Source organism: Amycolatopsis acidiphila (genome assembly GCF_021391495.1).
Taxonomy (GTDB): Bacteria; Actinomycetota; Actinomycetes; order Mycobacteriales; family Pseudonocardiaceae; genus Amycolatopsis_E; species Amycolatopsis_E acidiphila.
The window spans coordinates 6,922,155-6,946,874 of the sequence record NZ_CP090063.1 but is presented as its reverse complement, the minus strand read 5'-3'; the positions used below and the strand labels follow the sequence as shown (position 1 = coordinate 6,946,874).

Annotated in this window: 24 protein-coding genes; 12 read left to right on the top strand and 12 right to left on the bottom strand. The window is 61.5% G+C overall.

All coding sequences use genetic code 11. The annotated features are described in order from the left end of the window. The first annotated feature begins 38 nt into the window (after window positions 1-38). The 3 genes from LWP59_RS33925 to amcA all read left to right on the top strand — a co-directional run bounded on the left by LWP59_RS33925 (window position 39) and on the right by amcA (window position 4,446). Window positions 39-3,026, top strand: coding sequence for a hypothetical protein (locus tag LWP59_RS33925; RefSeq protein ID WP_144640778.1), 2,988 nt, complete (start codon window positions 39-41; stop codon window positions 3,024-3,026). Window positions 3,027-3,182: 156 nt separating this feature from the next. Beyond that, complete coding sequence (gene amcB / locus LWP59_RS33920; protein ID WP_144640775.1) at window positions 3,183-4,292, top strand: cyclophane-forming radical SAM peptide maturase AmcB; 1,110 nt, start codon at window positions 3,183-3,185, stop codon at window positions 4,290-4,292. Continuing rightward, on the top strand, window positions 4,246-4,446 hold the full coding sequence (gene amcA / locus LWP59_RS41265) for a multiple cyclophane-containing RiPP AmcA (protein ID WP_144640772.1): 201 nt from the start codon (window positions 4,246-4,248) through the stop codon (window positions 4,444-4,446). Before amcB ends, amcA begins: the two co-directional genes overlap by 47 nt. Here the strand turns inward: amcA and LWP59_RS33915 are convergent. The 5 genes from LWP59_RS33915 to LWP59_RS33895 form a co-directional block, all read right to left on the bottom strand. After that, a complete protein-coding gene (locus tag LWP59_RS33915) occupies window positions 4,443-5,102 on the bottom strand; it encodes a pentapeptide repeat-containing protein (RefSeq protein ID WP_144640769.1) in 660 nt (219 codons plus the stop codon). The genes amcA and LWP59_RS33915 overlap by 4 nt on opposite strands. A 9-nt stretch (window positions 5,103-5,111) precedes the next feature. Then, window positions 5,112-5,462: a hypothetical protein gene (locus LWP59_RS33910; RefSeq protein ID WP_144640766.1), complete on the bottom strand. Its 351-nt coding sequence runs from the start codon at window positions 5,460-5,462 to the stop codon at window positions 5,112-5,114. A gap of 437 nt (window positions 5,463-5,899) precedes the next feature. Then, window positions 5,900-6,232 carry a hypothetical protein gene (locus LWP59_RS33905; protein ID WP_144640763.1) on the bottom strand — a complete coding sequence of 111 codons (333 nt, stop codon included), beginning with the start codon at window positions 6,230-6,232 and terminating at the stop codon, window positions 5,900-5,902. Continuing rightward, a complete protein-coding gene (locus LWP59_RS33900; RefSeq protein WP_144640761.1) occupies window positions 6,229-6,528 on the bottom strand; it encodes a winged helix-turn-helix domain-containing protein in 300 nt (99 codons plus the stop codon). Before LWP59_RS33900 ends, LWP59_RS33905 begins: the two co-directional genes overlap by 4 nt. Window positions 6,529-6,790: 262 nt before the next feature. After that, the gene (locus LWP59_RS33895) at window positions 6,791-7,084 is read right to left on the bottom strand and encodes a hypothetical protein (RefSeq protein WP_144640758.1); all 294 of its coding nucleotides are present in this window, start codon (window positions 7,082-7,084) and stop codon (window positions 6,791-6,793) included. Window positions 7,085-7,361: 277 nt separating this feature from the next. Between LWP59_RS33895 and LWP59_RS33890 the strand changes: the two genes are divergently transcribed. After that, window positions 7,362-8,753 (top strand): helix-turn-helix domain-containing protein, encoded by a 1,392-nt coding sequence (locus LWP59_RS33890; RefSeq protein WP_144640864.1) that lies wholly within the window; start codon window positions 7,362-7,364, stop codon window positions 8,751-8,753. Window positions 8,754-8,759: 6 nt separating this feature from the next. Here LWP59_RS33890 and LWP59_RS33885 read toward each other — a convergent pair whose 3' ends face one another. Further along, complete coding sequence (locus LWP59_RS33885) at window positions 8,760-9,581, bottom strand: alpha/beta hydrolase (RefSeq protein WP_144640756.1); 822 nt, start codon at window positions 9,579-9,581, stop codon at window positions 8,760-8,762. 211 nt (window positions 9,582-9,792) lie between these two features. On the opposite strand from LWP59_RS33885, the gene LWP59_RS33880 reads away from it, so the two are divergent. Together LWP59_RS33880 and LWP59_RS33875 are read left to right on the top strand one after the other, a co-directional pair. Then, window positions 9,793-11,355 carry a hypothetical protein gene (locus LWP59_RS33880; RefSeq protein WP_144640753.1) on the top strand — a complete coding sequence of 521 codons (1,563 nt, stop codon included), beginning with the start codon at window positions 9,793-9,795 and terminating at the stop codon, window positions 11,353-11,355. 32 nt (window positions 11,356-11,387) lie between these two features. Continuing rightward, window positions 11,388-11,657, top strand: coding sequence for a hypothetical protein (locus LWP59_RS33875; protein WP_144640750.1), 270 nt, complete (start codon window positions 11,388-11,390; stop codon window positions 11,655-11,657). A gap of 522 nt (window positions 11,658-12,179) precedes the next feature. Here the strand turns inward: LWP59_RS33875 and LWP59_RS33870 are convergent. After that, window positions 12,180-12,587 (bottom strand): hypothetical protein, encoded by a 408-nt coding sequence (locus LWP59_RS33870; protein ID WP_144640748.1) that lies wholly within the window; start codon window positions 12,585-12,587, stop codon window positions 12,180-12,182. 242 nt (window positions 12,588-12,829) lie between these two features. On the opposite strand from LWP59_RS33870, the gene LWP59_RS33865 reads away from it, so the two are divergent. The 4 genes from LWP59_RS33865 (at window position 12,830) to LWP59_RS33845 (ending at window position 19,340) form a co-directional block, all read left to right on the top strand. Further along, window positions 12,830-14,488: a hypothetical protein gene (locus LWP59_RS33865; RefSeq protein WP_144640745.1), complete on the top strand. Its 1,659-nt coding sequence runs from the start codon at window positions 12,830-12,832 to the stop codon at window positions 14,486-14,488. Window positions 14,489-15,018: 530 nt separating this feature from the next. After that, entirely contained in the window at window positions 15,019-15,732 is a 714-nt protein-coding gene (locus tag LWP59_RS33860) for a hypothetical protein (protein WP_144640742.1), read from the top strand. A 104-nt stretch (window positions 15,733-15,836) separates the two neighbouring features. Then, window positions 15,837-18,638: a TrlF family AAA-like ATPase gene (locus LWP59_RS33850; protein ID WP_373299569.1), complete on the top strand. Its 2,802-nt coding sequence runs from the start codon at window positions 15,837-15,839 to the stop codon at window positions 18,636-18,638. A gap of 189 nt (window positions 18,639-18,827) precedes the next feature. After that, window positions 18,828-19,340, top strand: coding sequence for a hypothetical protein (locus tag LWP59_RS33845; RefSeq protein ID WP_144640737.1), 513 nt, complete (start codon window positions 18,828-18,830; stop codon window positions 19,338-19,340). 20 nt (window positions 19,341-19,360) lie between these two features. On the opposite strand, the gene LWP59_RS33840 is transcribed toward LWP59_RS33845, so the two are convergent. From LWP59_RS33840 to LWP59_RS33830, 3 genes are all read right to left on the bottom strand, one after another. Beyond that, window positions 19,361-19,870: a helix-turn-helix domain-containing protein gene (locus tag LWP59_RS33840; RefSeq protein ID WP_144640734.1), complete on the bottom strand. Its 510-nt coding sequence runs from the start codon at window positions 19,868-19,870 to the stop codon at window positions 19,361-19,363. Between the two features lie 215 nt (window positions 19,871-20,085). Next, window positions 20,086-20,271: a hypothetical protein gene (locus LWP59_RS33835; RefSeq protein ID WP_144640732.1), complete on the bottom strand. Its 186-nt coding sequence runs from the start codon at window positions 20,269-20,271 to the stop codon at window positions 20,086-20,088. Window positions 20,272-20,639: 368 nt separating this feature from the next. Next, the gene (locus LWP59_RS33830; protein ID WP_144640729.1) at window positions 20,640-21,566 is read right to left on the bottom strand and encodes an aminoglycoside phosphotransferase family protein; all 927 of its coding nucleotides are present in this window, start codon (window positions 21,564-21,566) and stop codon (window positions 20,640-20,642) included. A 684-nt stretch (window positions 21,567-22,250) separates the two neighbouring features. Here LWP59_RS33830 and LWP59_RS33825 point away from each other — a divergent pair. Both LWP59_RS33825 and LWP59_RS33820 read left to right on the top strand, forming a co-directional pair. Then, window positions 22,251-22,931 (top strand): alpha/beta fold hydrolase, encoded by a 681-nt coding sequence (locus LWP59_RS33825; protein ID WP_144640726.1) that lies wholly within the window; start codon window positions 22,251-22,253, stop codon window positions 22,929-22,931. A 46-nt stretch (window positions 22,932-22,977) separates the two neighbouring features. Further along, a complete protein-coding gene (locus LWP59_RS33820; RefSeq protein ID WP_373299565.1) occupies window positions 22,978-23,547 on the top strand; it encodes a GNAT family N-acetyltransferase in 570 nt (189 codons plus the stop codon). Window positions 23,548-23,655: 108 nt separating this feature from the next. On the opposite strand, the gene LWP59_RS33815 is transcribed toward LWP59_RS33820, so the two are convergent. After that, the gene (locus tag LWP59_RS33815) at window positions 23,656-24,105 is read right to left on the bottom strand and encodes a nitroreductase family deazaflavin-dependent oxidoreductase (RefSeq protein WP_144640720.1); all 450 of its coding nucleotides are present in this window, start codon (window positions 24,103-24,105) and stop codon (window positions 23,656-23,658) included. A gap of 62 nt (window positions 24,106-24,167) precedes the next feature. After that, on the bottom strand, window positions 24,168-24,605 hold the full coding sequence (locus LWP59_RS33810; protein WP_144640717.1) for a VOC family protein: 438 nt from the start codon (window positions 24,603-24,605) through the stop codon (window positions 24,168-24,170). Window positions 24,606-24,720: the final 115 nt, after the last annotated feature.

The window sequence follows — 24,720 nt, the reverse complement described above, 5'->3', positions numbered from 1 at the left end:
GTAGTGCTAGACTATGAGGTCGCGGTAAGGAGGCTGCTATGACAAGTTGGCCGACGTCTGAGAGCCTTTCGGAACACATTGCCAAAGTCATGGGTGGCTACCCAGGTCCGCACAAGTCGCTAGAAGTAAACATGGAGCGTGCTACAGGGCTGCAGGCAGCGCTCGAAACGCACCTGCATATAAGTAGCGAGGGCGTCTCCGCGGAACGTAAAACGATTTTCATGAAGAATCAATTGTTCAAAAGTGTCGTGAACGAAGCGAGCGACCGCGACGACCCTATTCGCGTGGCGGCTGCCGAGCTGCTTGGTTTCCCCGTCATGCCGGAAGAGGCTATCGACGCCGCACTAGCTGCGTCGGCGCCATCGTGGCTGGGCGAGGAAGACGAACGCAAGAGGCGTGACTCGGTAACGTTCCGCCTCTTCATCGCCGTATTGGCCAAGGGTACCCCGCTGGTATCTGTTGAATCCGCAAGGACTTACCGACGGGATCAATGCGCCCCCCTTGTTGCGAACTTGCTTACAAATTACTTGCAAGACCATTGGCAGGAAGCCCGCAGTGAGGCTAAAAAATTTGGGTACATTCCGCTTTTGGGGGAGCCGGAAGAGGTTGAGCAAACTATCGGAGATGCATCGACGATTGATTCGCCAGCCAAAGTTCGACCGGCTCTACCACTTCCGGTAGCGGTACGCACGGTCTTAGCGGCTCACCCCGAATGGCGGCTTGAGTACGCAAATCTTGATACTACGGACAAGACCCCTATTGACTGGAATGTAGTGCTCGACGGCGGCCAGTTGTCGCCAGCCTATGCTAGACATGACGCTATTATTACCCGTCGGGTGGAGCTTGACGGTCGCGAGTATACGACGCTGCAACTGCTGGAGCATCTTGACAGCCGGTTCGGCAAGACGTTCTTTGTCACTGGCGACGCTGGCGACGGGAAAAGTACCTACGTTAACAGTCTAATCGCTGCGGCGAAAACCACTCATGTGTTCTTGCGGTGGTCCAACTACTATGAACCCTACGATCATGGGTGCTTAGCTCAATTTCAGGGAGAGGTTGACGAACTTATTGAGCCAACTACCTGGACGCCTATCGTTGTCTATTCGATTGACAGGTATATCGGACAGAATCTCGACTCACATTTGCGTGCTGGGCTGCACGCGCGCGCCCTCAGTGGTAATGACCGATCCGTTGTTGTGCTTGATGGACGCTGGTCAGATTATGACGGGGTCCGTGCGGACCTGCGGGTACGGTCAGTGAATCTACTGCCGTTAAATGCGACCGAGGCTACCTCTTGGGCAAAGCTCATTACCAGAGCACGGGATAATTTGATCGAGGAAGGCCTCAGCGAAGAAGATGTATCCACTCAGTATCCTAATCTTGCTGACTTCATCGACCTCCGATTGCATGCTCAAGCAAGTTGTCTGCAAGCCCGAGATTCGCCTTTGCTGGTAAAGCTTATTAAGGCAGTGTATGGCCAAGATATGGTTCAGAAAGTTTGGTCGGAGCTTGATCGACTCACTGCTGAAGACAAGCAAGCGTACTGCCACGTTTGCTTAGCGACCGTCACCGGCGTCAAGTTGACCAGTCCGATGCTCGCGGCTCTCGCGCCCGGCGTGAACCTGATCGACCGCGCGAATCGCGATCCGTGGGTCTATCACGCTCGCGAACATAAGGCTCGTCACCAGGTAATCGCTCAAGTCCTGTTAGAAAGCCAACCGCACGTGGTCCTTGATCAACTCCCCAGCGATTATGCCGACCGGTTCCGGCTTAACGAAATTGTCAGCGGCCTTATGTATATGGTCAAGCCACTGCGCGGTCTGGAGTCGGTGGGTAATGAGGACGCAACCAATAGAGTACGCAAATGGACTATCGAGGGCATACGAAGCGCGCTCCGTCCGATGAATAGACTGGAAAGCACTCTAACTGGTGTGGCCGGTGACAACTACGACCACCTGTGCCGCTTCGCTGAGAGTTTTATTGCCTTACTTTCAGACAAGCTCAGGGCGCAAGCGGATGATAATGCACGTTGGCTGGCGGTTGCGCGACATCTTTTGGAGACAGCGGCGGCAGCACCTAATTGCCCAGGGCAGGACCAAATTGGGTTCGAGATTCTCAAGATCGAGTGGCGCGAAAAGGAGGTATTCGAGCAACTTGAGTTTAGGACAGCAGTCGATCTGCTCGGGAAGATGACCAAGGCGTTTGGCGATCAGTGGTGTGAACGGCCTTACTACGGAGAAATATTTCGGGACAGCTTGAAGATGCTCAAGATGCTGCCCTTGGACGTCGTCTCGGTGGACGATTCACGCGACCTTGAGAGCGTTTATACATGGCTGTCGAAGTCATACCACAGGTTGCGTTCGCTCAGTGAAGGAGCCAATGTCTCGCCTCACCAGCGATCAAATTTCCTAGAATCCTACACGTCGCATCTTTTTGTCCATCTTCCAGATAAGTCATTGGAGCTGGTCGAAGATTCATGGCACTACTCCATGTCACTCGAGGTGCCGGATACGGCTCTAACTACATTCTATGTCGAGCAAATCATATGTATGTTTCGGGAACTTCCAAAAGAGGAACGTGATCGGCGCATCGATGAAGCTTTCAAGGGCTTGATCGAAGTCGCTATGGCAGAGAAATGGGCGGTCGAGCCGTTGTTGACCATGACGATATTGGAGGCGAAAACCAAGCGGCTCTCCAAAGTTGACGACTTACCTACTCGACTTGAGAACATCCGTCGCGCCGCAGAGGAAGCGCTGAAGGAGAACGATAGTGCACTGAACACCTCGTTCGCGCACCACTTGCGAGCACTCTTGACAAACAGCCCAGACGAGCGTGTCAAACTTCTTGTGGACGCCTTAGATGGCTATAACAAATGCATTCCGAAAGAGAAAAATACGGTAGGAATGACTCGTCGTTTGGCGTTTGCATGGAATCAGGCTTGCATTGAATTAAGAAGATGCAAGAAAGGGGATATCGCGGTCAAATATGAGCAACTTTACCAAGGCCGAGTGGCGGAAGGGGGCTAGAGACAACGAATAAGTCCAGGTCAGGAGCTTGAACGCCTGGTTCTTGCCTACTTCCCGCCGGGTTTGCGCCCTGGAGCAGTGAGGCGCGGCGGTAGACGATCAGCGGTAGCCGCTCAGCTCACAGCGCTGAGCTCTGAGGCGAAAGGGGCCGCTGGAATGTTTGCCGCACCGCGCTCGGTGATCCTGCAGCTAGCTACAGCCTGTAACTTAAACTGTACTTACTGCTATCTTCCGTTTCGTCGCGAGCACCTGACCATGTCGGCCCCGGTGGCGCAGGCCGTGGCCGCGTCGGTCCGGCCATGGACGGGGAGCGGGCCGGTGGAGGTGTGCTGGCACGGTGGTGAGCCGCTGACGCTGGGGCCGAAACGGTTCGGGCTGCTGCTGGACTGTTTCGCCGGGCTCGACGTGCGTCATGTCGTGCAGACGAATGCCACGCTGATCACGGACGCGTGGTGCGACCTGTTCGAGGCGTACGGCGTGTCGGTCGGGGTCAGTGTGGACGGGTTCGCCGCCGACACGGCAGCCCGGGTGGACCTCCAAGGTCGTCCGGCGTACGCACGCATCATGCGAGGTATTGCGTGGCTGCGAGAGCGCGGGCACCCGCTGTCGATCATCGCCGTGGTGTCGGACCCGACGCCGGAGCGGGCGCGGCGGCTGTACGACTTCGCCGTCGAGGTCGGTTGCGTGGCGCTGGGCGTCAACATCGAGGAGACGGAAGGCGTCAACCAAGCCTCGAACGCCCACGACTTCACGACGGTAACCGCCTTTTGGACCGCCCTGGCCGAGGCATGGCAGGCCAACCCGGTGGTGCAGGTGCGGGAGCTGGAGCGGGCGCTCGGATTCGCGGGCTCGGTGCTGCAATGGCCGGAGCGTCCGCCGGCGCCGCGGCTCGATCCGCTCCCCACCATGGCCTACGACGGGTCGGTCACACTCATCTCACCGGAGCTGGCGGGTTTCGACTCGCCCAAGCACGGGCGGCTGTCGTGCGGCAACGTGCTCGATACGTCGCTGGATGAGCTCATCCAGACCGGCCTCAGCTCGGTGTGGGTACGTGAGTTCTTGGACGGCGTGACCGCCTGCCAGGCCTCCTGTCCGTACTTCGCGTTCTGCGGTGGGGCGCACCCGGCGAACCGCTACTTCGAGCACGGCCGCTTCGACACGACCGAGACGAACTATTGCCGAAATTCCAAGATTGCCCTCGTGGAAGGAGTGCTCCACCATGCCGACACCTGCCGCGACGCTGACCCGTCGCATCCGCGCGTCTGAAACCGAGCTGGCGCCGCTACTCGCGTTGCTCCGCTCGCCCGAGCCACAGCCGGAGATTCACGGAGCCAAGTTTGATAACCGGCCGGCCTGGGACAACAGTCCGAAGTTCGACAACCGGCCCGGTTGGGACAACTGGGATAACCGGCGGCGTTAGTCCTCGACCCGCAGGCCGCACTCGGTCGCCAGCTGCACCGCGACCGAGACAGCTTGCTCCGTGCTGATCGTCGCCCCGCTCAGAGTGAGTAGGCCCTGCGCTCCGGCCAGCTGGGAGCCGCGCAGATCGCAGCCGGTCGCTTGAGCGGCGTCGAACTCCGCGCCAGCAAGGTCGCAGTCGGCGAAGACGACGCGGGACAGGTCGCCGGTGATGGCCGTCTCGCGGAACGTGCAGCGGTAGAACACCATCACATTGGCGACCCGGTCCAGCCGCAGGCTGCCGTAATCCAGGCGGCAGTATTCAACCAGGACGTCGGTGGCCTTATCTAGCTGGAGCTGCCAGCCGATGGCCCGGCACCGGGCGAAGCGCACCCGCCGAGCCGTGGTCTTACGCCACACCGCGTTGGACAGCTCGGCGTCCTCGATGACCACATCGGACAGTTCTAGCGGGGCGTACACCGTCTCCGACAAGTTAAGCCCGGACAGCACCGACTTGGTGATGCTGCCCTCGCCGGTGTGTGCGGCGTGCTCGCCGTACTGGACGTGCGCCTCAGCGAGGTCGATCTCGCCGCGCAGCGTCGGCCGCTCGTCCGTCAGGTCGTCCCGCTCGACCGAGGGCAATTGCAGGCGGCGGTCGCCGAAGTCCCGGAATTCCATGCGCGCATCCTATGAGGAGAGAAGCGGATCGAGGGTCTGTTGGGCGGCCCGTAGCTCGAAGTACAGCCGTCCGCGCTCGCCCCAGTAATGCCGCAGCCTGCGGGCGGTGAACCACGCGGCGGCAGCCTCGCGCGTGTCGGGCGTGGGGGTGACGTAGGCCCAGCCATCGTCGCCCCGGCACGAGCTGACGGTGCGGCAGATCGCCCACAGCTCGGGTAGCAGGCTGGCTAGTCCGGCGTCGACACAGGCGGCCTGGTCGCGAGCGGCGACATGGCGTTGTCGGTGGCGGGCGTGAGTCAACCCGCCGTTGCGGGCTTGGCAGGCCGGGCAGAGCGCGAACGGGCCGAGGCGGACGGTCACGGTGGGCTCCCTCCGACACGCGATGGTGAGTGTGCAAGAACTTCCGGTCGAGCGCGGTGACGCGCCCGACCGGAAGCCGGGACCAGCTTGGGTGTGGTCGTACTGGTGTGTGCTGGACCGGTGTGAGCCTGGCGCCCGCTCAAACGCTGGTGGTCCGCGGGACGCTCCACAACGCGGCCAGCCGGGCGGGCCCCGCCGCCGCAGGCGCAAGCCCCGGACGAGGTCACGGGTGTCCGTGTCCAGCGCGACTGCTAGATGCACCAGGGTCGGAAGATGCGCCGCGATGAGGCCGTGCTCCAGTAGCTACACCTGCGGGCAGCGCAAGCCGGAGCGGCGGGCGAGCTGGCGGCGGTTCAAGTCCAGCTCGTGGCGGCGCTGCCGGGCTCGTCGTCCCAGCTCGCGGAGGGCGGGCTGGGCGCTGCGTCGGGGCGGCTTCATCACTTTCGCCGCCAGGTCCCGGTACCGCAGGTGCGCTCCGCGGTGACGCGAATGGTGAGGCCGCCGAGGCGCAGTTCCCGCCTGCGGCGGTGAGGCCCGCCCGGCTGGTCGAGGGTGGCCGCGACGATGCCTATGAGGGCGGTATCGAGGTCGTCCAGGTCGATGTCTGGTACCTCGGCCAACAGACACGCGCCCAGCTCGAGCAGGTGACGCCCGATCCTGGCCAGCTGGGATATGGCCTCCACGTCCTCGGCCTTGCGGTCGAGGAGGGCGGCGGTTTCCGTGTCGACGGCCCGGTCGAGGCGACGGAGCCGTTCAGATAGATCGGTCATGGCCGGGGCCCGCCTGCGGGCGGGGTGCTGGCGGGTCCCGGGTGTTCCCCGGGTGGCTGGCGCTCCACGACGTACGTGCCTTTGGCGCGGACGGTCACGACCAGGCCGCGGTACTTCAGGAGCCGGGTGGCGTGGCGGGCGGTACCGAGAGAGACGCCGTACTCGGAGGCCAGCCGGCGCTCGGATGGGAGCGGCGTGCCTGGCTTGAGTTCGCCCGACTCGATACGGGCGGCCAGATGCCGATACATCTGCTCGTAGACATAGCCCACTGCTTCGTTCGGTTCAAAGTCGATCATGGCGCTCTCACTGGCTCGGAATGCGGGGACTGGTCGGGGTCGCGGCTGGGCCAGCACCAGCCGGGCGGGAGGGGCGGCGTCCGGGGGCACAAGGGGTCCGTGTCCTGGTCCGCCCGCTCCCGCTCGATGCGAGCGATCAACTGCGCCACCGGCACCCGCTTCCGGCGAACGCGGCGCTGTCGCCTCCAGCGGCGCAGGAGGAAGAGCAGATAGGCCAGAATGATCAGTCCGAAGTAGACGCAAGCGAGCAGCGCCACCCGGCTCATAACTGGTCATGGCTGGTTCTGCCTCGCTCCGGCGTCCACAATGCTCGCTGCTGGGTAACAGCCGCTGACTTGCTGCCAAGATCGGCGTGCTGGTGCATCAGTTCACCCAGTTGGATCAGGAGTGAGCCGAGTTCATGCTGCCGTTCGGGCGAAAGCTCGCCTTCGCGTAGCTGCAAGGCCGCAATAGGCAAGTTGGTAGCGTTTTGGACCAGGGCGCTCACCAGCGCGTCCGTCTCAGTTGCAGGCTCAGGCGCGCCCGCGCCGTCGTACTCTCGCAGCCGGACCGTCATAGCTTTTCGTCTCCTCGTCGCTGGTCTGGACCGTTGGAACGGCCCCGGCGTCGGGGACTCACCAGGCCACGCACGGGTGGCATGGGACGCGGGAAACCCGTGGCGTGGCCCTGGGGGCGCGGGAATCGACCCGACACCGGGACCTGGGATTGATCTTGCGAGCCCGCGTCCGGCCGCTCCAGAGCGCAATTTCCGCGCAATCTATGCGGAAACCTTGCGTCCGGGCGTCTGACCTGCGCTAATGTGACCGTCTCGCCAGGTGGAACGAGGGGTGACGATGGCGAAGAAACGGACCGGCCTGGCTCGGGCGCGCAAAGCGGCTGGACATACCCAGGAACGCCTCGCCCAGGCCCTGGAAGTGGACACGAGCACCGTGGCCCGCTGGGAGTCCGGCGACCTCGAACCGCTGCCGCATCGCCGCGCCAAGCTAGCCCGTCTGCTCCGCCTGACCGTACGGGACCTGGAGCTGCTTCTCCAGCCTGAATCGTCCGCGTCGGTAGCAGGATTCTCGCCCCAAGCCGGACCTAGCCAGATGCTGTTGCCGGTGGTGATCGAGGGCCGCACCGTGCTGCTGTCGCTCGATGCGCAAACCATCGCGGCGAGCACGATTGATCCGGACGTCATCGGAGCCGCAGCTACAAACGGAGCCGGGACAGCGGCACAATCGGACGGTATGAGCCCTCTGGATCGCCGCTCCCTCCTCAAGCACGGGCTGGCGGCCGCCGCGTTGCCCGCCCTGGGCCTGGACGAGCTGCACCAGATCGCGGCCGCTCTGGCCGACGCCCGCCGCTACTTTGACCACTCGGTGCTCGACTACTTCCGCCGGCAGCTGGCCGACTGCAAGGCCGACGACGGCCGCCGCGGACCCCGCCGGACGCTGCCGCTCGTGCTTGGTCTGCTCGGAGCCATCGAGGAGCACGCCAGCGAGGTCAAGCCGGGTCTGCGCCGGGAGCTGCTGGCGGCCGGAGCTGAGGGCGCGGAGTTCGCCGCTTGGCTTCACCGGGACCTGCGCGACTTCGGCCGCACCCTGTACTGGTACGACCGGGCAAGCGAATGGGCGCAAGAAGCCGACGACAGCGCCATGCAGGGCTACGTCCTGCTGAAGAAGGCGCAGCTAGCCTTTGACCAGCGGGAGCCGCTGCGAATGCTCACCCTGTCTGAGGCCGCCCAACGTAAGGACTGGTCTCTGCCGAAGCGGGTGCAGGCTGAAGCCGTCCAGCAGCAGGCTCGCGCCGAGGTCATGCTCGGAGCGACGGCCGAGGCGGTCCGCCCCCAGCTGGAACAGGCTCGCGACCTCCTCGACCAGCAGACTGACGACGGCTCGACGCTGGGCGCGCACTACAACCACCGGCTTCTGACCATGCAAACAGCCATCTGCTACACCGAGGCTGGAGCGCCCCGCCGGTCCGTAGAGCTCTACACCCAGACCTTGAACGAGCAGACATTCTCCAAGCGGGACTTCGGCTTCTTCCAGTCGTTCCTGGCCGGGTCGCTGGCACTCGCGGGCGAACCGGACCAGGCCGCCGCGACAGGGCTCCAGTCGGTCCGTCGCGCGTCTGCCACCGGCTCAGACCGCACGAAGCAGCAGCTGGTCCGTGTCGTGGGCTACCTCAAGCCCTGGCAGCATCGCCCGGCCGTCCAGGAGCTGCGGCAGGCTGTCGCTGCCTGATCGGGCTTAACCCGCTGTTAGCCACTCGGCGGTAGCGGTGATGACCTCGGCTTGCCAGGCCTGGCTCTGCGGGTCGGCGTACGTCGGGTCGTCGTGGACGGCGAAGCCGTGCTGGGCGCCGTCCAACTCGATGAGCCGATGTTCGCAGGTCAGCCGGGCGGCGGCGTCGCGGGACGAGTCCACCGGAATGAAGGTGTCCCCCGTGCCATGCACGAGGAGGGTCGGCGCGGCGATGGTGTGCAGCAACGGACGGGGCGCAATCCAGAACACCTCGTTGAGCAGCGCTCGACTGAGCTTGAAGCTCGGCGAGTGCGGCAGAAAGCCGTTCGTGGTCAGGTCGTCGGCCGCCGCCTCCGTTAGGTAGTCGTTCTGCCAGAAGTCCTTCTGGTCAACGAACCGCTGCTTGTAGTCGAGCAGCGGGTTAAACAGCACCAAGCGGTGTACCTCGTCCGGCCGGTTCGCGGCGTAGTAGGCGGCCAAGCCGCCGGAGAAGCTGGCGGCAAGCAGTGACGTGACTTCGACGGTCGTCGTAGCCCGCAGGTGGTCGAGGCCGGCGCGTATGGCGTTGAGCACCGACGCGAGCGACAAGTCCTCCTGCCGCCCCTCGCTTTCGCCGTGGCCCGGGAGGTCGAAACGCAACGAAGAGACACCCGCATCAGCCAGCCCTGCCGCCAAACGAGTGAAGAATCCCGTCTCGTGACGCGTGACACCACCACCGTGCACGAGCACTACACCCAACGCTTGAGGCACGTCCGGCTGAACCAGCGTGCCCGCGAGGCGCAGGCCGTCTGGAGTACGGACGGTGGTGTCAATGCTGGTCACAGCCACGCGAGCTCCGATTGTACCTAGTGTGCTGGGTTGCGGTCGATAGTAGCGAAGTCGCCAGCAACACCTGGAACTGCCACGCGGTGGCTCCACTGACGATCATCAATATTGAATCTGCTCGTCTGAACGGGTGTTTTCCGTAATGTTGTAACAAACTAAGCAATCACGATCGATATTCTGAATACTTGGTTCTTGTCGAGGAGGTTGCCGACTGATGACGGGTCAAGAACCCTCGCCTGCGCTCATTGCTGATCTGTCCGCAGCTTACTCGATTCAGTTAGCTCAAGATATCATCAAGTTTGAGAGTGCACCCTTTTCTCGTGTCGTCGAGCGCGTGGAAGTTGACCATAGCCGCTGTCAGCGGGAGATCCACATTGAGTGGGATCTACCGTCCTTCGTCGAAGTGCTCGGCGGCGGCACCGCCCGGGTACTGCAGCCCAACATCCTTTCGACTGTCGAATCAGCCGTTTCAGAAATCCTCGTTCCCGTTATTCTGATACGCAAAGGTCAGTTACTCAATGGGTTGAAGCTACAGAACTCTGACGGAAGTGTTATCCATATCTGCGGGCGAAGTGAGGCTAGGCGACATACGCAGCTACTGCTGTCCTATGCTTGGATCGAGTTCGCAGGGGATCGAAGCGTAAGACATCGCTTACAAGGCGTAGATGGGCAAGAAGTTGAGCGCCTAGCCGCAATCTACCGGTCTATTGCTGTAGTCAACTCAAAAGAAGCGGATGGACGCCTTGCTGCAATCGTGCCACAAATCGAGCACATTCTGTCCGTAAACGGACAGAATGTGCCGACGCAAGCCCGGGCTGCCTTGCGTCGTCTAACGTTGACAGGGCGCTATTTTGCACGGCGGTATTTCTTCTGGGCGCGCATTACTACCTATCCCGGCGCTCATACCGGAATAGTCGTCACTTTCTCGACTCGTTTTGCTGCCGAATATGGAGTTCCTGGAGAACTTAGGCATCGCTTCTTTAAGAAACTAATTGCAAAGTTGAGCCGTCTCATTGGGCAATCACCTTTTCTGATTCGAGTTCCGGTGTCGCGGCACGCCTTGACCGATAGTTATCATTTCGAATTGACAACAGCGGAAGATGTTTACATAAGTTGGCAGAGCTTTGTCCTTGAGGAAGATATAAAACAAGGGAAGAACCTGCAAGAACAGGCGGATGCGTTCGCTGCGTTAGCCAGAAGAGACGGCGGGTCAACAGAAGGCTCCGACGAGGTCGGCGGCTCCCTATCTCACCTGTACGTTCACAAGCTACCCGCGGTTCCTCACAATCAAGTCTACGCGAGTATTCAACTAAAAGAGCGGCCTCCGGGGACGACCTCCGTTGCTGCAGTATTGGGCGTTTTTGCAGCCGCAGCCGTTTGGTTATTTTACGTGCTTTGGGGGCAGATGGTACGTAGTGAAACACAAGGTATTGATATCGGTGCGATCTTCATTGCGCTGCCAGGATTAGGGGCGGTGTGGTTTTCGAGAGCGTTTCAGTACTCTGATCGATCTAGAGTCCCAATTCCTGCCCGAGTAGCGTTAGGAGCTGTCGGCCTTGGTGCTTCATACTCCCTATTTCATGTTCTTGTGCGACGCGGTATCTGCTCAAAGGGCGACTGTCCTAGATGGATAGAAGACCTTTGTTCCAGGCCGTTTCTTCTATGTGTCGCGATAGCATTGAGCCTCGCAGCTCTGATAGCCCTTGTTACGCGAATTCTTATTCATCTTGACTACAGACGCTGTCAGCGTATTGTAAACAATAAGTATGGACGATGAAGGGCTTACTTGTGTCGCAATCAATGAGGAACGTGGGAACGGTAGAGGAGTTCTATCGAAAGTACTTGTCGGATGATGAGCAGCGTGAAATGGACGCTGGAATGCGTGATAGCCTTTTCGCTAATCCTACTATTGGCGGGACGTTGGTCATGCTATCGCCAGAAAGTGTCGAACGTATACCCGGAGGTATAATGTCGGAAGAGTCGGAACGCTCGTTCGGTGAACGTGCCTTAGCGGCAGTGGAGCTTGATAAGAGGCTCGAGAAGATTGACGTTGACGAAGCGCTGAAGAAGTACAAATAGACGAAGGCCTCATGGTTTTCGTGATCCGTATCCAGCCATTATTCAGATGGCTGGTTTTACTATCACTTTCGATAAAGCTCGTGATCGGAAATGATAAGTGATGTTCGCCAGGTTGCCCGCCGACTTCGTTGCTGGCATCGACTATACAAGAATCAGTCGTTTCAACAGGAGAATTGCTGGCGTTGATCTCGGTCGATTACTTGGCTCCGCCTACGCTGAAGCCAATTCATCGTGCCTTACTGTCACAGGCGGCCTCGGCCAAGGCAACATCACTTCTCGGTCGCCTGTATAGCTCGGCAACCGAAAGAGTGCCCCAATGGTGAAGTCGGACGACGTCTAAGTACTCAGGCTCTGGTCGTCCGCCCAGGCCGTGCTGCCAGAGGCGCATCTGTTAGCCAGAAGTCCAAAGGGCAGACGTTCCCGGTATAGTCGGGCATCCTCGTTGTTATCAGGAGCGCGCCGTTTTCCGGCTGGTCTTTCTCGTACACACGCTTCTTTATGAGGTTCCTTACCTCGCTAACCTTAACTGGTCCCCGCGCGGTTGAGGGTCTTCTCGCCGAGCCGGTCGGAGGCGAACACCTTGCCGTCCAACACCACATGTGTTGCGCCGTCGGCTTTTGCCTGTTGAAGCGCATCGTGCAACTCCGGCGCCTGCGCGGCGAGTACGTCGATGACCTCGTCGAGGTAGCGGTAACCGGTCGCCCGCGAGATGCCGTGATCACGCGCGAGCGCACCGATGTCCCGATGTTCGCGGAACCAGCGAAGCCCGAACACGGCCTGCCGGAAACACGTCAGCGCCCGGCTAGCGCGGCGAGTTCCCCGCCGACTGCGCTCCTCCCGCAGCAGTCGGCTGAGGTACTGGGCCAGTTCGAGTGGAACGTCGAGCATGGCACGATAGGCAATCACGTGGAGTCCCTCGGTGACGAGCATCTTTTGGCGAGAGCTTCTTGTACCAGGGACTCCACGCCCCTCGTCAGCCAGATCCTCATGTCCCACCAACCGATCCGACGCTCCGCACGCGCACAGACTCGATCTTGCTGAGATCACCTCATTGAATAGAATAGAGCCATTCTATGGTGCAAGTTTCTTCTAGCGGCAGCGCGGCCGTGGGAGGTTGCCCCTCATCACTCGCTGTCGCGTCTATGTCATGGGCCTTCACTCAGCGACCGCCGTTGAGTCCGGAAAAGTTCATCTCGGAGGCCAAGCGTCGCGGTTTTGATCTCAACCCACAAACCATGCGCAAGCTGTACCGGCATCGCCTGCTGATTCCCTTCGTCTGGGTGCAGAACGAGCCAGATCGTTGTCTGGCGGCGTCTAACAGCGATGAGCCTCATCCGAATGGCACCTTGCTTATCGAGCTACGCCTAGCGCGCGAGGCGGGAAAGCTGCGCGACCTTGCGGCCATGCCGTTTCGGCCGCAACTCCCGTTCGCCCGGCAGGCTCGGTTCACTCGTCGATGGTGGGACGGTTTGATCTACTCTTGGCACCAATTGCACGTCTTGTCGGCGATCGCGTGGGTGCTGGATGGCCGCCGGGAGACTCGGCGCGACGGCAAGTGGCGGGTGGCCTTGCCTGCTCCAGGTCCGTACCTGGTTGACGAAGCAGCTGGCTTTCGGCGTATTGCCATCGCAGCGACTGCGCTTGACGCGCGGTACGGGACGAAGCTCGACCCAGACTTTGTGCACCTGTCGAACACGACATTCGAGCAGTGGTCGGCGTACCGAGCCTCATTCGACCCCCTGGCCGTAGGTGACGCTCTGGGCTACTCCGCAGAGCAGGCTGCCGAAGACGCCGAGTCGTTGCTCACGTGGGCTGCCCAGATTGATCCTCTGGGGCGCGCGTGGGGAAGGCTCGCCCGCCGGGCGCCGAGGAAGGCATGGGAGCAGCTCAAGGGACCTGCGCTCGCGGCGATGGACATGCGACAGACGGCTGAGATTCTGCTGCTCTTCTACGAAGACTTGGCCGGCCGGGGCTTGGCCGAGCCCCTCGCAGAGCCTTCGTCGATGTCAACGCACCCGATGCGCGAGCGGTTGAGCCGCCGAGACAGCCGCTTGGACCAGGACCTAATGAGTCTTGGTTTGTCGCCCCATCCTCGCGTCGTGCTGGCCGTCGAAGGCGAAAGCGAACAGCTCCACGTCCCGAAAATCGCGGCCGAGCTGGGCTACCGGGACGCGCCGGAGTTGGTCCGCGTGCTCCATCTCGGCGGGACGACCAAGGATCTCCAGAAGGTCGCCGCTCTGGCAGTGGCACCGTTGATCGCTGGGCGCAAGACCGATGACCACTGGGAACTACTCAAGCCGCCGACTTGCTTGATGGTTGCCGTAGACCCAGAGGGCAAGTTCGCCGCGGACAAGTGGGAGCGGACTCGCGAAGGCATCCTCGACGAGATTCGACAGGTACTGCGTGCCCAAGGTGCCAAGACCACCGAAGAAGAGCTGAGCCTGCTTGTCGATATCCACCGCTGGTCAGCGTCGTGCTACGAGTTTGCGCACTTCACGGACGACGAGCTGGCGGACGCTCTCATGGCGATCCACAAGACCGTGAACGGTCTTAGCCGTGACGATCTCATCGGTGCTCTGGCGGCGTTGCGCAAGCGGGCGCGGAGTGGACACCACAACGTCGATATCAAGAACGTGTGGTGGGACTGGAACTACGAGCCGAGCAAGGTGAACTTGGCAGAGCAGCTATGGCCAGTGCTCAAGCAGAAGATCGATCGCTGCCGTGAAGATGAGGAAGCTCCGATACCCGAGATCGTCCGGGTAGTCGAGAAGGCATACAGGACAGCGTTGCACTGGCGCGATGAGTCGTTCGTGCTCACGGCAGTCGACTAAGTTAGGTAGCCTGGCTCGCCCTCGCGGTCGTAACTCCACGCCGTCCGCAAGCAGGTACTCCCGCCTCATACTTGATCGAATCCTACCGACTACTGAGACAAGCGTCTGTTCTTGACCGATTTCTATCGAAGCTAGTGTTTTGCTAACAACATCACGTCAAGGAGCCTAGATTTTCGCTGGTCTTGTGGTTGCGCGATTCTCCTGTGTAACGACTGGTTCCCGTCTAACGATTAAGATCCAAGTTCCGGTTGATGGGGGTGGCTGTGTCCACGTGGTTCACGACCAGTGTCTTGGCTGTCTTGCTTGGGCTAACCCTTTTCCGGCTCTATTCATTGGTTCGCGCTATCTTTTGGATTTCATCAAGGGGCGCCGACTTCGCCCGTGGCCTAGGAGATTTGCCGCCTGACCAACGGGGCCTTGACAATTATATTCCGATCTACGATCGGACCGGGGCCGATTTCTTTCCATTCGGAGTGAAGTCATATCGGCTGTATCGTGCGTCAAAGAGGGCCGCTAGTAAGAAAAGAACAGTGTTCGCAGTTGTCCTGATTGTCGCCCGGCGGTTTTGGATACTGTACGTATATGCGCCAATAATAGCGTTATTTCTAGGGCTCATAGCGAGTTCGTCGTTCTTTTATATGGGACCGATGCAACAATGGCTTGGATTCTCGCTGGGAACTGTTCTGTCGGCGTGCATGATAGCTGTCGCTGCCGAAGGGGCTTACTCGACGGCTGTATTCAAGACTTGGGCCGGACCGCATCACCGGTTCAGAAAGGCGTTGCTAGCTGACGTCAAGATCATTATCGGTTCCGCGTTGACCACATGGACTGTCGCGACCGGATACTACTATTTCATTGCCGGCCAATTTGGTGGCTTCAAGAAGTATCCAGCCAATGCGGATTGGTTCGATCGACTCGTTTACTCGTTGCGGTTTTCCTGGACGTCGTTGGTTGCACAGGGCGACGCCGATCCTGATTCGGACGCGGCGAACGCAGCGACCCTTGTGATACAGATTACGGGTGCATCGTACGTCCTCATTCTTCTAGGCCTCTTTGGGGGCATGCTTCTGGAAGCGAATCGCCGAGAATTTGAGACCGAAGAGAGCCTGTTGGCAGAAAATACGAGTGGTGACTCAGCTGAGAATGACGTGGCGGTGGCTGAAAGGGAGGGGCGGCGTGTTAAGGGCATGCTCGGAGTTGCTGCAGCCGGTTACTTTGTCTGGCGTTTCTGGCATGGTATCTAGGCTCTACCATTGAGATGAAATGCAATCGTGTCCATAATTGACACAAAAGGAGGAACCCAAAATAGAAACCACGTCGGTAGCTCAGTCGAATGGGGTCAAGAAGTATGCGTGATGACAGTGGTGCACACTTTTACCGGTGCGACTTTCAGGTGCACACGCCACGCGATGCCCAGTGGAAAGGGCGTCGACCGCAGACGCCTGAAGATCGGAAATCGTACGCGAACAAGTTTGTGGCGAAGTGTCGTGAACTTGAGTTGCACGCGGTTGCGATTACCGATCACCACGACCTGACTTTCGCGCCGGTAATCAGGGCTGCTGCGCGAAACGAGGTCGGGTCCGACGGTCGTCTGCTCCCACCCGACCGACAGCTTGTTGTCTTCCCTGGGGTTGAACTTACCCTGGGAGTTCCGTGTCAAGCTCTACTGATCCTTGACGCTGACTTGCCGGATGATCGCCTTCCTCAGGTGCTCGAGGCCTTGGCCTGCGAACAGTCCGATGAACAAGCTGAGAAGCTCCCAGATGTGAAGCCACTTGAACACATCTCAAGTCTCAAAGCGCTCTACGAGCTGCTCGACCAGCGAACTTGGCTCAAAGGCCGCTACATTGTATTGCCAAATGTGACGGACGGGGGTCATCAGACACTTATGCGCACTGGCATGCAGCCGAAATATAAGGAGATGCCCTGCGTTGGTGGCTACCTCGATGGCTCGGTTGCTGATATCGGCAAGGGCAACGCTCGGAAGTTCGCCGGTGAGGACCCAGCTTGGGGCAGCAAGCCGATTGCGCTGTTCCAGACGTCCGATAGTCGAAGCGAGACGTTCGAGGATCTGGGGAAGTACTCGACTTGGGTCAAGTGGGCTGAACCGACGGCGGAAGCCTTGCGTCAGGCTTGTCTAGGGCATCAGTCGAGGATCTCGCAGCAGGCCCCTGCGTTGCCAGGTGTTTTCATTTCCCGGCTCAACATCTCAAACAGTAAGTTTCTTGGTCCGCTCGATGTCGCCTTCAACTCGCAGTACAACTCGGTAATCGGAGGCCGGGGAACCGGGAAGTCCACGATTCTGGATTACCTCCGTTGGGGTCTTTGCGATCAAGTAGCTCAAGCCGGCGACGATGAACTCGCGGATCCAACGGTTCGTCGTGAAAAACTGATCGAAAACACGTTGAAGCTCGTGGGTGGTCAGGTTGAGGTCTACTTTACGATCAACGATATCCCGCACGTTGTGCGGCGAGATTCTCGGTCCGGAGAGATCCTGCTGAAGGTTGGCGATGACGAGTTTTCAAAAGTCAGAGAGAGTCATGTACGTTCACTTCTGCCCATCCACGCTTACAGTCAGAAGCAGCTAAGTAGCGTTGCTCTCCGGGTTGATGAACTTACACGGTTTGTCACATCGCCGATCAAACGGGATCTTGATACTGTCGATCAAAAGATAGTAGAATTTACGGGCCGACTTCGCGAGAACTACGCGAAGGTGCAGCGCGCACAGCATCTCGATGTGGCGATAAGGCAACAGCAACTCGCCGAAAGGTCGCTCGCCGAGCAAGCGACCAACTTGCGTAACTCGCTCACTGATCTTTCAGAAAGTGACCGCGAGGTGCTCAATGCCAAACCTGGCTACGACCGAGTTAGACAGTCTCTGCGAAACCAGGAACGCGATCTGCGTCAGGTCGCAAGTTCGGCTGTGGCTCTACTCGATGAGTTGGGGCGGGTTTCGCGTGATCTCGACGGTATGGCGGATGTACCGGAGCGCCTTCGTGACCTTGTGACCGCCGTGCTCACCCGACGTCAGGCTGCTGTGGACGACTTGCGTCAAGCCGTGGCGGTGGTCGTAGCTGCGTTCGAGCAAGCGCGCGTAGCGGACTCTGCGGAGCAACTGGCAACCGTGGCCGTGGACAAAGCTCTCTCGGACTTCGATGTCCTATACGAAGAGGTGAAGCAGCGTTCTACTTCTCATCAGGCTCGGCTGAAGGAACTCGCCCAGGTCGAAGAGCAGCGGACGAGTGCGGCCGATCTCCTTCAGCGACACGAGCTTGATCGAAGGGCATTAGGTGATCCTCGAACCCTCCATACTGATCTACGATCGGAGTTTGTGGCTCTATTCCGGGAACGGTCAGGACTGCTCTCGGAGGAATGCGGTCGGTTGACGGAACTATCCCGTGGACTCTTACGCGCATCAATCAGCCGTGGACGAGGGATCGATGCCATTGAGCAAAAGTTCAGGGCAGCTATTCAAGGATCGGGAGTTCGTGGAGGACGGGTCGAGCAACTTTTCTCCGGGCTTCGCGACGAGTCGGACCCCGTAGCGACCTGGGAAGAGGTGCTGAATGAAATCGAGTCGATTCTATTGCTGGAAGAAGATGCCGAGCATACATCTGAGGCGACGCCGAACCTGACCCGACTCGGCTTTCCACTTGCCGATCAACAACGCATCAGGAACCGGATTACGCCGGACGCGTGGCTCGATCTCGCGCTCACGCCGATCAACGATGAACCCGTGTTTGAGTACCAGACGAAAGAGAAGGAGTTCATTGCCTTCAGCGCTGCTTCGGCGGGTCAGCAGGCCACCGCGCTGTTGCGGGTGCTTCTGTCGCAAACGGGTGTGCCACTGATCATTGACCAGCCGGAGGAGGACCTTGATAGTCAGGTCATACAAGACGTCGTATCGCAGATCTGGAAGGCCAAAGAGGGACGGCAGATTATCTTCGCAAGCCATAATGCTAACCTTGTGGTAAACGGCGACGCCGAACTTGTCGTAGCATGCGATTATCGGAAGGCGGGGGATCAATCTGGGGGCAAAATCAGCTTGCAAGGTGCCATAGACATCCCCGGTCTTCGGAGTGAAATCACCAAAGTCATGGAAGGGGGAGAGAAAGCGTTCCGTCTCCGAAAGGAGAGGTACGGTTTCTGACAAATCGTACGGTTCGGCAGGGCTAGAGGTCGTTGATATGCGAAACTGCGCACGGGTAATATGCTGATTATGTGGCCTCCGGCGTTCGGAACCTTGTCGCTGGAGTTTATCGTAAAGTATCCAGCGTGGTATCTTGCACGATTTGTTATCATAATTAGCGGTTCGCTGTGTTTATCGTAGGGAGGTGTAATGAACGAGCCACGTAGTGCCGCATCGACAGGGAACGATTTTCCGTATAAGGCTAAAACGGTATGTTACATCGAAGTAGGCAAAGACGGAAAAGTTACGCAAGGGGGTGGTCGTGAATCGTACGACCGCGCTCTTGCCGGTGAATGCCAACTCTACGCTGTTTGGCCCGGGGAGTGGCGTAGTGACTTGTTCATTATTGATGACTTGGATGAGTATGCGCGTGCTCTGGGCCTGATTCATGATGTGGAACGAACTGGTCTTGTCGAGCACGAGCACGAGGTGCGGTGGGAGATCAGCCCGTATGAACGCAACCCAGGTGCGTCGTACATCCTTATCAAAGTCTGGCTGGATTGCGGGTGTGCAATTCGTGACATCCGGTCGTTCGCCGACCATATGCGCAAGCAGCGCGGCTGGGATATTGCAACCGGTGGTGGTTGGGGCGGAAGCCGAGGTGACGATCCTCGCGCTGCTGAATATTCGATGCGTGCTCGTCGCAAGAGCTTGACGACGTGACAATCTACGGTCAGCCGCTTTCAGCGGTCGGTGGTCTCGCGCTTGCCAGTCTGCTGGAAACCGGCCCGTCCTCGCGGTCGCAATGCAACACCGTCCGCCAGGAAGTAGGCCCTGACGGTGCTGCTGGCGACCCGGTACTTCTTGGCGAGGTTGTCCAGTGTCCAACCGCTGCGGTAAAGCTCGGCAGCTTCGCGCACCTCGTCAGGCTCCAGCTTCGAGAATCTCGTCGTGATGCCGAGGGTCTGAAGCCGCTTGAGGATCGTCGTTCGGTGCACGTCGAAGCGATCTGCCAGGTCCTGCATGGTTGCTCCGGCCCTGTATTGGGCCACCATCTGTGCCACCTCGTCAGGCCGAAGTTGACGCTGGATCCGGTACACCGTCGCAGGCGGGGCGACTTCGGGCAGGCTGTCGGGCCACGCCGTGGCCATCTCCAGGAGACGCCGCGCCGGTCGGGAGGGGTTTGCAAGGGCCTCAACCAGGCGCACGTTTGCGCTGGTGGTGGGGTCGATGTAGAGGGCACTCATGATCATCAGCCCCACTTTCGCCTAAACCCTCACAGCACCATGCCCGCGGTTGCATCCACTTGCTCAGCTCGCCAAACGTCACGAACGTGATCGCCGGACGGTGGCCGACGAGTTGGCCGGCAAGCCATGCCGGGAGATCCCGCTTGAACATGCCCGATGCCACGTCGATATCGAGCACAACCTCGGAAGCCACTACGCCAGATGGGCCTTTCGCTCAGCAGCTACCCACGCTTGGAACCGTGCAGCTCGTCGTCCGAGTCGAAGATCCCTTCACGGGCCCAGTCGTCCACCGACCGGATCGGGTGCACAACCTTCTCCGCGAACAGCGCATCCCGCAGGGCAGGACCATCCAACCCCTCGTGCGACGCTCGCTCCTCCGCGCTGCGGGCCGCTGATCTGGCCCTCATCATGTCGAACCGCCAGACGCGGGGATGCGGCCTGGCGCCGGTCCCGTGTGGCGGTTCGACACAGGCCGGGCGACCCCGCGGCCGCCGCAGAGAAGAAGAGAGCACGCCTCGCCGGGCGGGCAGGCTCCGGGATGACCACCAAGCTGCAGGTTGGGCAGGGGGCGGGCGCGCATGGTCTTGTCTGCGTGAAGCGACCGCGGTTATCCGTCCGTCGTGATCGCCCCCTGTGCGAACACTGGGCTTCTGTTCGCGGCATTCGACCGCAGGGAGCCGGGCGGGGTGGACAGCGACGAGGCGATGCGGCAGGTTCGAGGCGCTGCGGTGCCTCGAAGGGGGATCGGTACTCGACTTGGTCCGTTCGATCGCGGCTATCGCTCGTCGGCGTCGAGCCGGGTCAGCGCGGCGCTGAGGAACGCGTCTCGGCGTTCCCCAAGAACACCGGCGTCGAGATCTGGTCGGCCCTGGTCATGCATGACCGGGACGCAGAACGCCATGTCGGCCAGGGTGCACGACGCAGCCACGACGTCCCAGTAGGCGACGTGGTCCGCCCGTCGTCCGGCAGCCCGCTGCCAGCCCTCCAGGACCTGCTCGGCAGCGGGGAGTCCGAACATCAGGGCCGCGTCGAAGCGCGCCCCGCTGAGGTCGATTCCCGGTGATCCGGCGCCGGCGCAGTCCCAATCGATGAGGCCTGTGCAGCGGTCGCCGGACCACAGGGTGTTCCCGTGCCACAGGTCGCCGTGCACGAGGACCGTCGGGCCTCCGGGCACGGGAAGCCGGTCGAGGCGTTCCTCGGCGGCCGCCAGCAGCGCAGTGGTGCCCTTCTCGCGACGGCGGGCCGCGAAGTCCACATCCGCGATCGACCGGGTTCGCAACGGCAGAGCGGCCCGAGGCGCCAATGGAACCGTCTGCAGTGCGGCCGCCGCAGCGCCCAGGCAGCGCAGCCGCCCAATGGAGGCGACCGGTGGGATCCGGCTGTCCCCAGGGAGGACCGTGGTCAGCACCGCTAAAGCGCCTGCTGCGGCACCGTCGAGATCCGTGGCGATCAGCCGTGCCGCAGGCAACCGGTGGTCACCGGCTACCCGCAGCGCCGCCACCTCGGTGCCGAACCGCTGGCCATGGTCGGGGTCGGCCGGGTCGCCGAGCCGCAGCACGGCCGCCTCGATCCGACCGGCCGGTTCGAACTTCAACAGCCACGGGTTGGCACCTTCTCGCAAGCCGGTGACGGCGGCCACCCGGGCGTCGCCTCCGACCGCATCGACCGCCCAGCGCAGGGCCTCCTCGGACGGCTCTGGCACCGCGGTTACACCCCCGCGTCGCGCCGGGATGTCCCGGATGGCGCCGCCGCGAGCACCGCCGGTTGGGCATGCGGCCCGCCGAAGACCAGTCGGACCCGGTTGGCTTGGCCGAAGCAGTGGCCGGGAAAACGTACCCGCGGCATGGCCGATATCCGCGACCGTAGATGAGCCAGAGGATCAGGCATGCGATCGAGACTAACCGTCCCGCCCTTGTCCACGAAGCCCGAGCCAACGGACACCTGGCACAAGATCGCCCAGCACCGTCATGATCGCGCGTACCAGATTCATGCAGCATGACCGGGGCAGAGCACCAAAAACGACGACAACTGATGACCTGCAAAAGGCCGGCTCACCAGCATCGTGGTCTTCACGCACCCAGAGACCGTTGGTCGGGTGCCCCTCGGGGATGTACGCCTTCTTGGGTTTGCACATGTAGTGCACGCCGGTTCCGCACCATGTGCCTGATGACGTCGCGGACGCTGGAATAGGTCCACCTCCCGACCGCTCGGCTAGCGTTGATGGAGACTGGCGGCGGGCAGGCGCCGGGTTGAGGCGGCCGGCGATGGCCTGGCAGCCGAGGCTCTCGCCCAATGAACCGGAAGTAGATTGTCCGGAATTGGCTTTAGCGTTGATGCGTCGACGCGCCGCGGTCCGGTGACCGCGCCCGAAAGGAGCGACCTGCCCATGGACATCCTGCTCATCGCCGGCCTGTGGCTCGACGGATCCGCCTGGGATGACGTCGCGTCCGCACTCCGCTCGCTCGGCCATCGCCCCGTGCCGCTGACCCTGCCCGGTCAGGGCGATGGATCGATCTCCGCCACGCTCGACGACCAGGTCGCGGCCGTGCTCGCCGCCGTGGACTCAGCCTCCGGCCGGCCCACGGTGGTCGGGCACTCGGCTGCCTGCACCCTGGCCTGGCTGGCCGCCGACGCGCGACCGGACAAGATCTCCACGGTCGTGCTCGTCGGCGGGTTTCCGGCCACCGGCGGGAAGCCCTACGCCGACTTCTTCGAGCTGCGGGACGGCGTCATGCCCTTCCCCGGTTGGGCGCCGTTCGAGGGACCGGACTCGGCCGACCTTGACGAGCAGGCCAGGCACGCCATGGCGGCCGCCGCGATCCCCGTTCCCGCGGGCGTGGCCACGGGCGTGGTGCGGTTGACCGACGAGCGACGCTTCGATGTGCCGGTCGTGGTCGTATGTCCCGAGTTCACCCCGGCCCAGGCCAAGGAGTGGATCAACGAGGGTGACGAACTCGCGAAGGTCAAGCACCTCGATTTCGTCGACATCGACTCCGGCCACTGGCCGATGCACACCAAGCCGGCCGAACTCGCCCGGCTTCTCGCCGCGGCGGCCGACGCAGCCTGACACGGTGTGGCGGCCGATCGCGAGCTGACGGAAGGAGTCACGCGTGTTGTACACGACCCGGCCCCTGGATGCCTCGGCGTGGGCCGCGTTCGCGGAGCTTGTCGAGCGCAACAACGGGATCTTCGGTGGCTGCTGGTGCATCGGCTACCACCCGGAGCGCGGCCAGAAAGGGATCAGCCATCGTGCGGTCAAGGAGGACCGGGTCCGGACCGATCGAGCGCATGCCGCGCTCGTGCTCGACGAGAACGGCCTCGCACAGGGATGGTGCCAGTACGGCAGCCCCAAGGAGCTTCCTGCCATCAAACACAAGCGCGAGTACGACAAGGAGGCGCCGCCGCGTCCGGACTGGCGGATCACCTGCTTCTACGTCGATCCAAAGCATCGCGGCCTGGGCATCGCACGGGCTGCGCTCGACGGCGCGCTCGGCCAGATCGCCCAGGCCGGCGGTGGTCTCGTCGAGGCCATCTCCGAGGTGACCACCGGTCGCCAGGCGCCAGGTCGGTTCCTGTTCAGCGCGACCGTCGAACTCTTCGAGCAGTTCGGCTTCACCCGCAACCGGCAGGTCGGCAAGCACGCGTGGATCGTCAACCGGGTGGTCGCCAAGCCCATCAGGTGACGATCTGCACCGTCAACCGCATCCTGTGTTAGCTCGGCATCGTTCACCCGGCCCTGGCACTTCGAACTGCCCTTCGACGGTGAGGTCAGCGGATGGGGCAGAGATCAGCTACCCCACTTGCGGAGTGAGCAGGACGATCGGGATCACACGGTCAGTCTTTTGTGCGTACTCGTCGTACAGCGGGAAGATGCGCGCCATCTGGGCCCAGAGGGGCTCGCGCTCGGCCGAGGACGCGACGCGCGCGCGGGCCGTGAACCGGCGGGTGCCAACCTGTACCCCGACGGTCGGCTCCGCCTGGAGGTTGTTGAACCACGCGGGATCCTCGTCGGCGCCGCCCTTGGAGGCGACGACGACGAAGTCGTCCCCTGAGGTGCCGTAGATCAGGCAGGTGCGACGTGGCTCGCCGGTCCTGCGTCCGGTCGTGGCGAGCACGAGTGTGTACACCCCGTTCGACTCGTGTCCCTCGGTCCCGCCCGAGGCCAGATACGTACGGGTGTGCTCGGCGACCCAGTCCCACTTCGAGTCGGTGGCGCGGTCGAGGTCCTCGGCGACAGCCATAGCGGCGGCCCTTTCTGGTATTGGTTGGTGATCTACTGGCGGACGTCGGAGAGTCGTGTCGCTCAGTTGATCTTCTCGGCCAGCGCGATGATGATGCCCTCCGGGCCGCGGATGTAGCAGAGCCGATGGCTGTCCTCGTACCGCTCCAGCTCGCCCATGAGTTCGGCACCATGAGCGCGCAGCCGCGTGAGGACGTCCTCGATGTCCTCGACGGCGAACATGATGCGGCGAATACCGAGGGCGTTGGTCGGCGCGTTCGGCTCAGCGGTAGTGGCCGCCGGCGACTGGAACTTCATCAGTTCGAGTCGTCCGTGGCCGTCCGGGGTCCGCACCACGGCCAAGTCGCACCGGACGCCGTCGAGTCCGACAAGGCGGTCCACCCCTGGTCCCCCGACCTGCGCTTCCCCCTCGAGCTCCAGGCCGAGCTCGAGGAAGAACGCGGTAGCAGCCTCGAGGTCGTCGACCACGATGCCGACGTTGTCCATCCGCTGGATCGTCATAATTCCCTCCCGCTTCGCGCGGCCCTCATGGCCGCTCGTGTCCCTGGGACGGAGCCAACGACACGTTCTCGACATCCGTGGCCGTGATCCTCGCCGACCACGCAGGTCTTGATGG

Bases quoted from the DNA above. Each gene is read 5' to 3' on its own strand.
- LWP59_RS33925 (WP_144640778.1), top strand. From the start codon at position 39: ATGACAAGTTGGCCGACGTCTGAGAGCCTTTCGGAACACATTGCCAAA.
- amcB (WP_144640775.1), top strand. From the start codon at position 3,183: ATGTTTGCCGCACCGCGCTCGGTGATCCTGCAGCTAGCTACAGCCTGT.
- amcA (WP_144640772.1), top strand. From the start codon at position 4,246: ATGCCGACACCTGCCGCGACGCTGACCCGTCGCATCCGCGCGTCTGAA.
- LWP59_RS33915 (WP_144640769.1), bottom strand. From the start codon at position 5,102: ATGGAATTCCGGGACTTCGGCGACCGCCGCCTGCAATTGCCCTCGGTC.
- LWP59_RS33905 (WP_144640763.1), bottom strand. From the start codon at position 6,232: ATGACCGATCTATCTGAACGGCTCCGTCGCCTCGACCGGGCCGTCGAC.
- LWP59_RS33900 (WP_144640761.1), bottom strand. From the start codon at position 6,528: ATGATCGACTTTGAACCGAACGAAGCAGTGGGCTATGTCTACGAGCAG.
- LWP59_RS33895 (WP_144640758.1), bottom strand. From the start codon at position 7,084: ATGACGGTCCGGCTGCGAGAGTACGACGGCGCGGGCGCGCCTGAGCCT.
- LWP59_RS33890 (WP_144640864.1), top strand. From the start codon at position 7,362: ATGGCGAAGAAACGGACCGGCCTGGCTCGGGCGCGCAAAGCGGCTGGA.
- LWP59_RS33880 (WP_144640753.1), top strand. From the start codon at position 9,793: ATGACGGGTCAAGAACCCTCGCCTGCGCTCATTGCTGATCTGTCCGCA.
- LWP59_RS33870 (WP_144640748.1), bottom strand. From the start codon at position 12,587: ATGCTCGTCACCGAGGGACTCCACGTGATTGCCTATCGTGCCATGCTC.
- LWP59_RS33850 (WP_373299569.1), top strand. From the start codon at position 15,837: ATGCGTGATGACAGTGGTGCACACTTTTACCGGTGCGACTTTCAGGTG.
- LWP59_RS33845 (WP_144640737.1), top strand. From the start codon at position 18,828: ATGAACGAGCCACGTAGTGCCGCATCGACAGGGAACGATTTTCCGTAT.
- LWP59_RS33840 (WP_144640734.1), bottom strand. From the start codon at position 19,870: ATGATCATGAGTGCCCTCTACATCGACCCCACCACCAGCGCAAACGTG.
- LWP59_RS33835 (WP_144640732.1), bottom strand. From the start codon at position 20,271: ATGAGGGCCAGATCAGCGGCCCGCAGCGCGGAGGAGCGAGCGTCGCAC.
- LWP59_RS33825 (WP_144640726.1), top strand. From the start codon at position 22,251: ATGGACATCCTGCTCATCGCCGGCCTGTGGCTCGACGGATCCGCCTGG.
- LWP59_RS33815 (WP_144640720.1), bottom strand. From the start codon at position 24,105: ATGGCTGTCGCCGAGGACCTCGACCGCGCCACCGACTCGAAGTGGGAC.
- LWP59_RS33810 (WP_144640717.1), bottom strand. From the start codon at position 24,605: ATGACGATCCAGCGGATGGACAACGTCGGCATCGTGGTCGACGACCTC.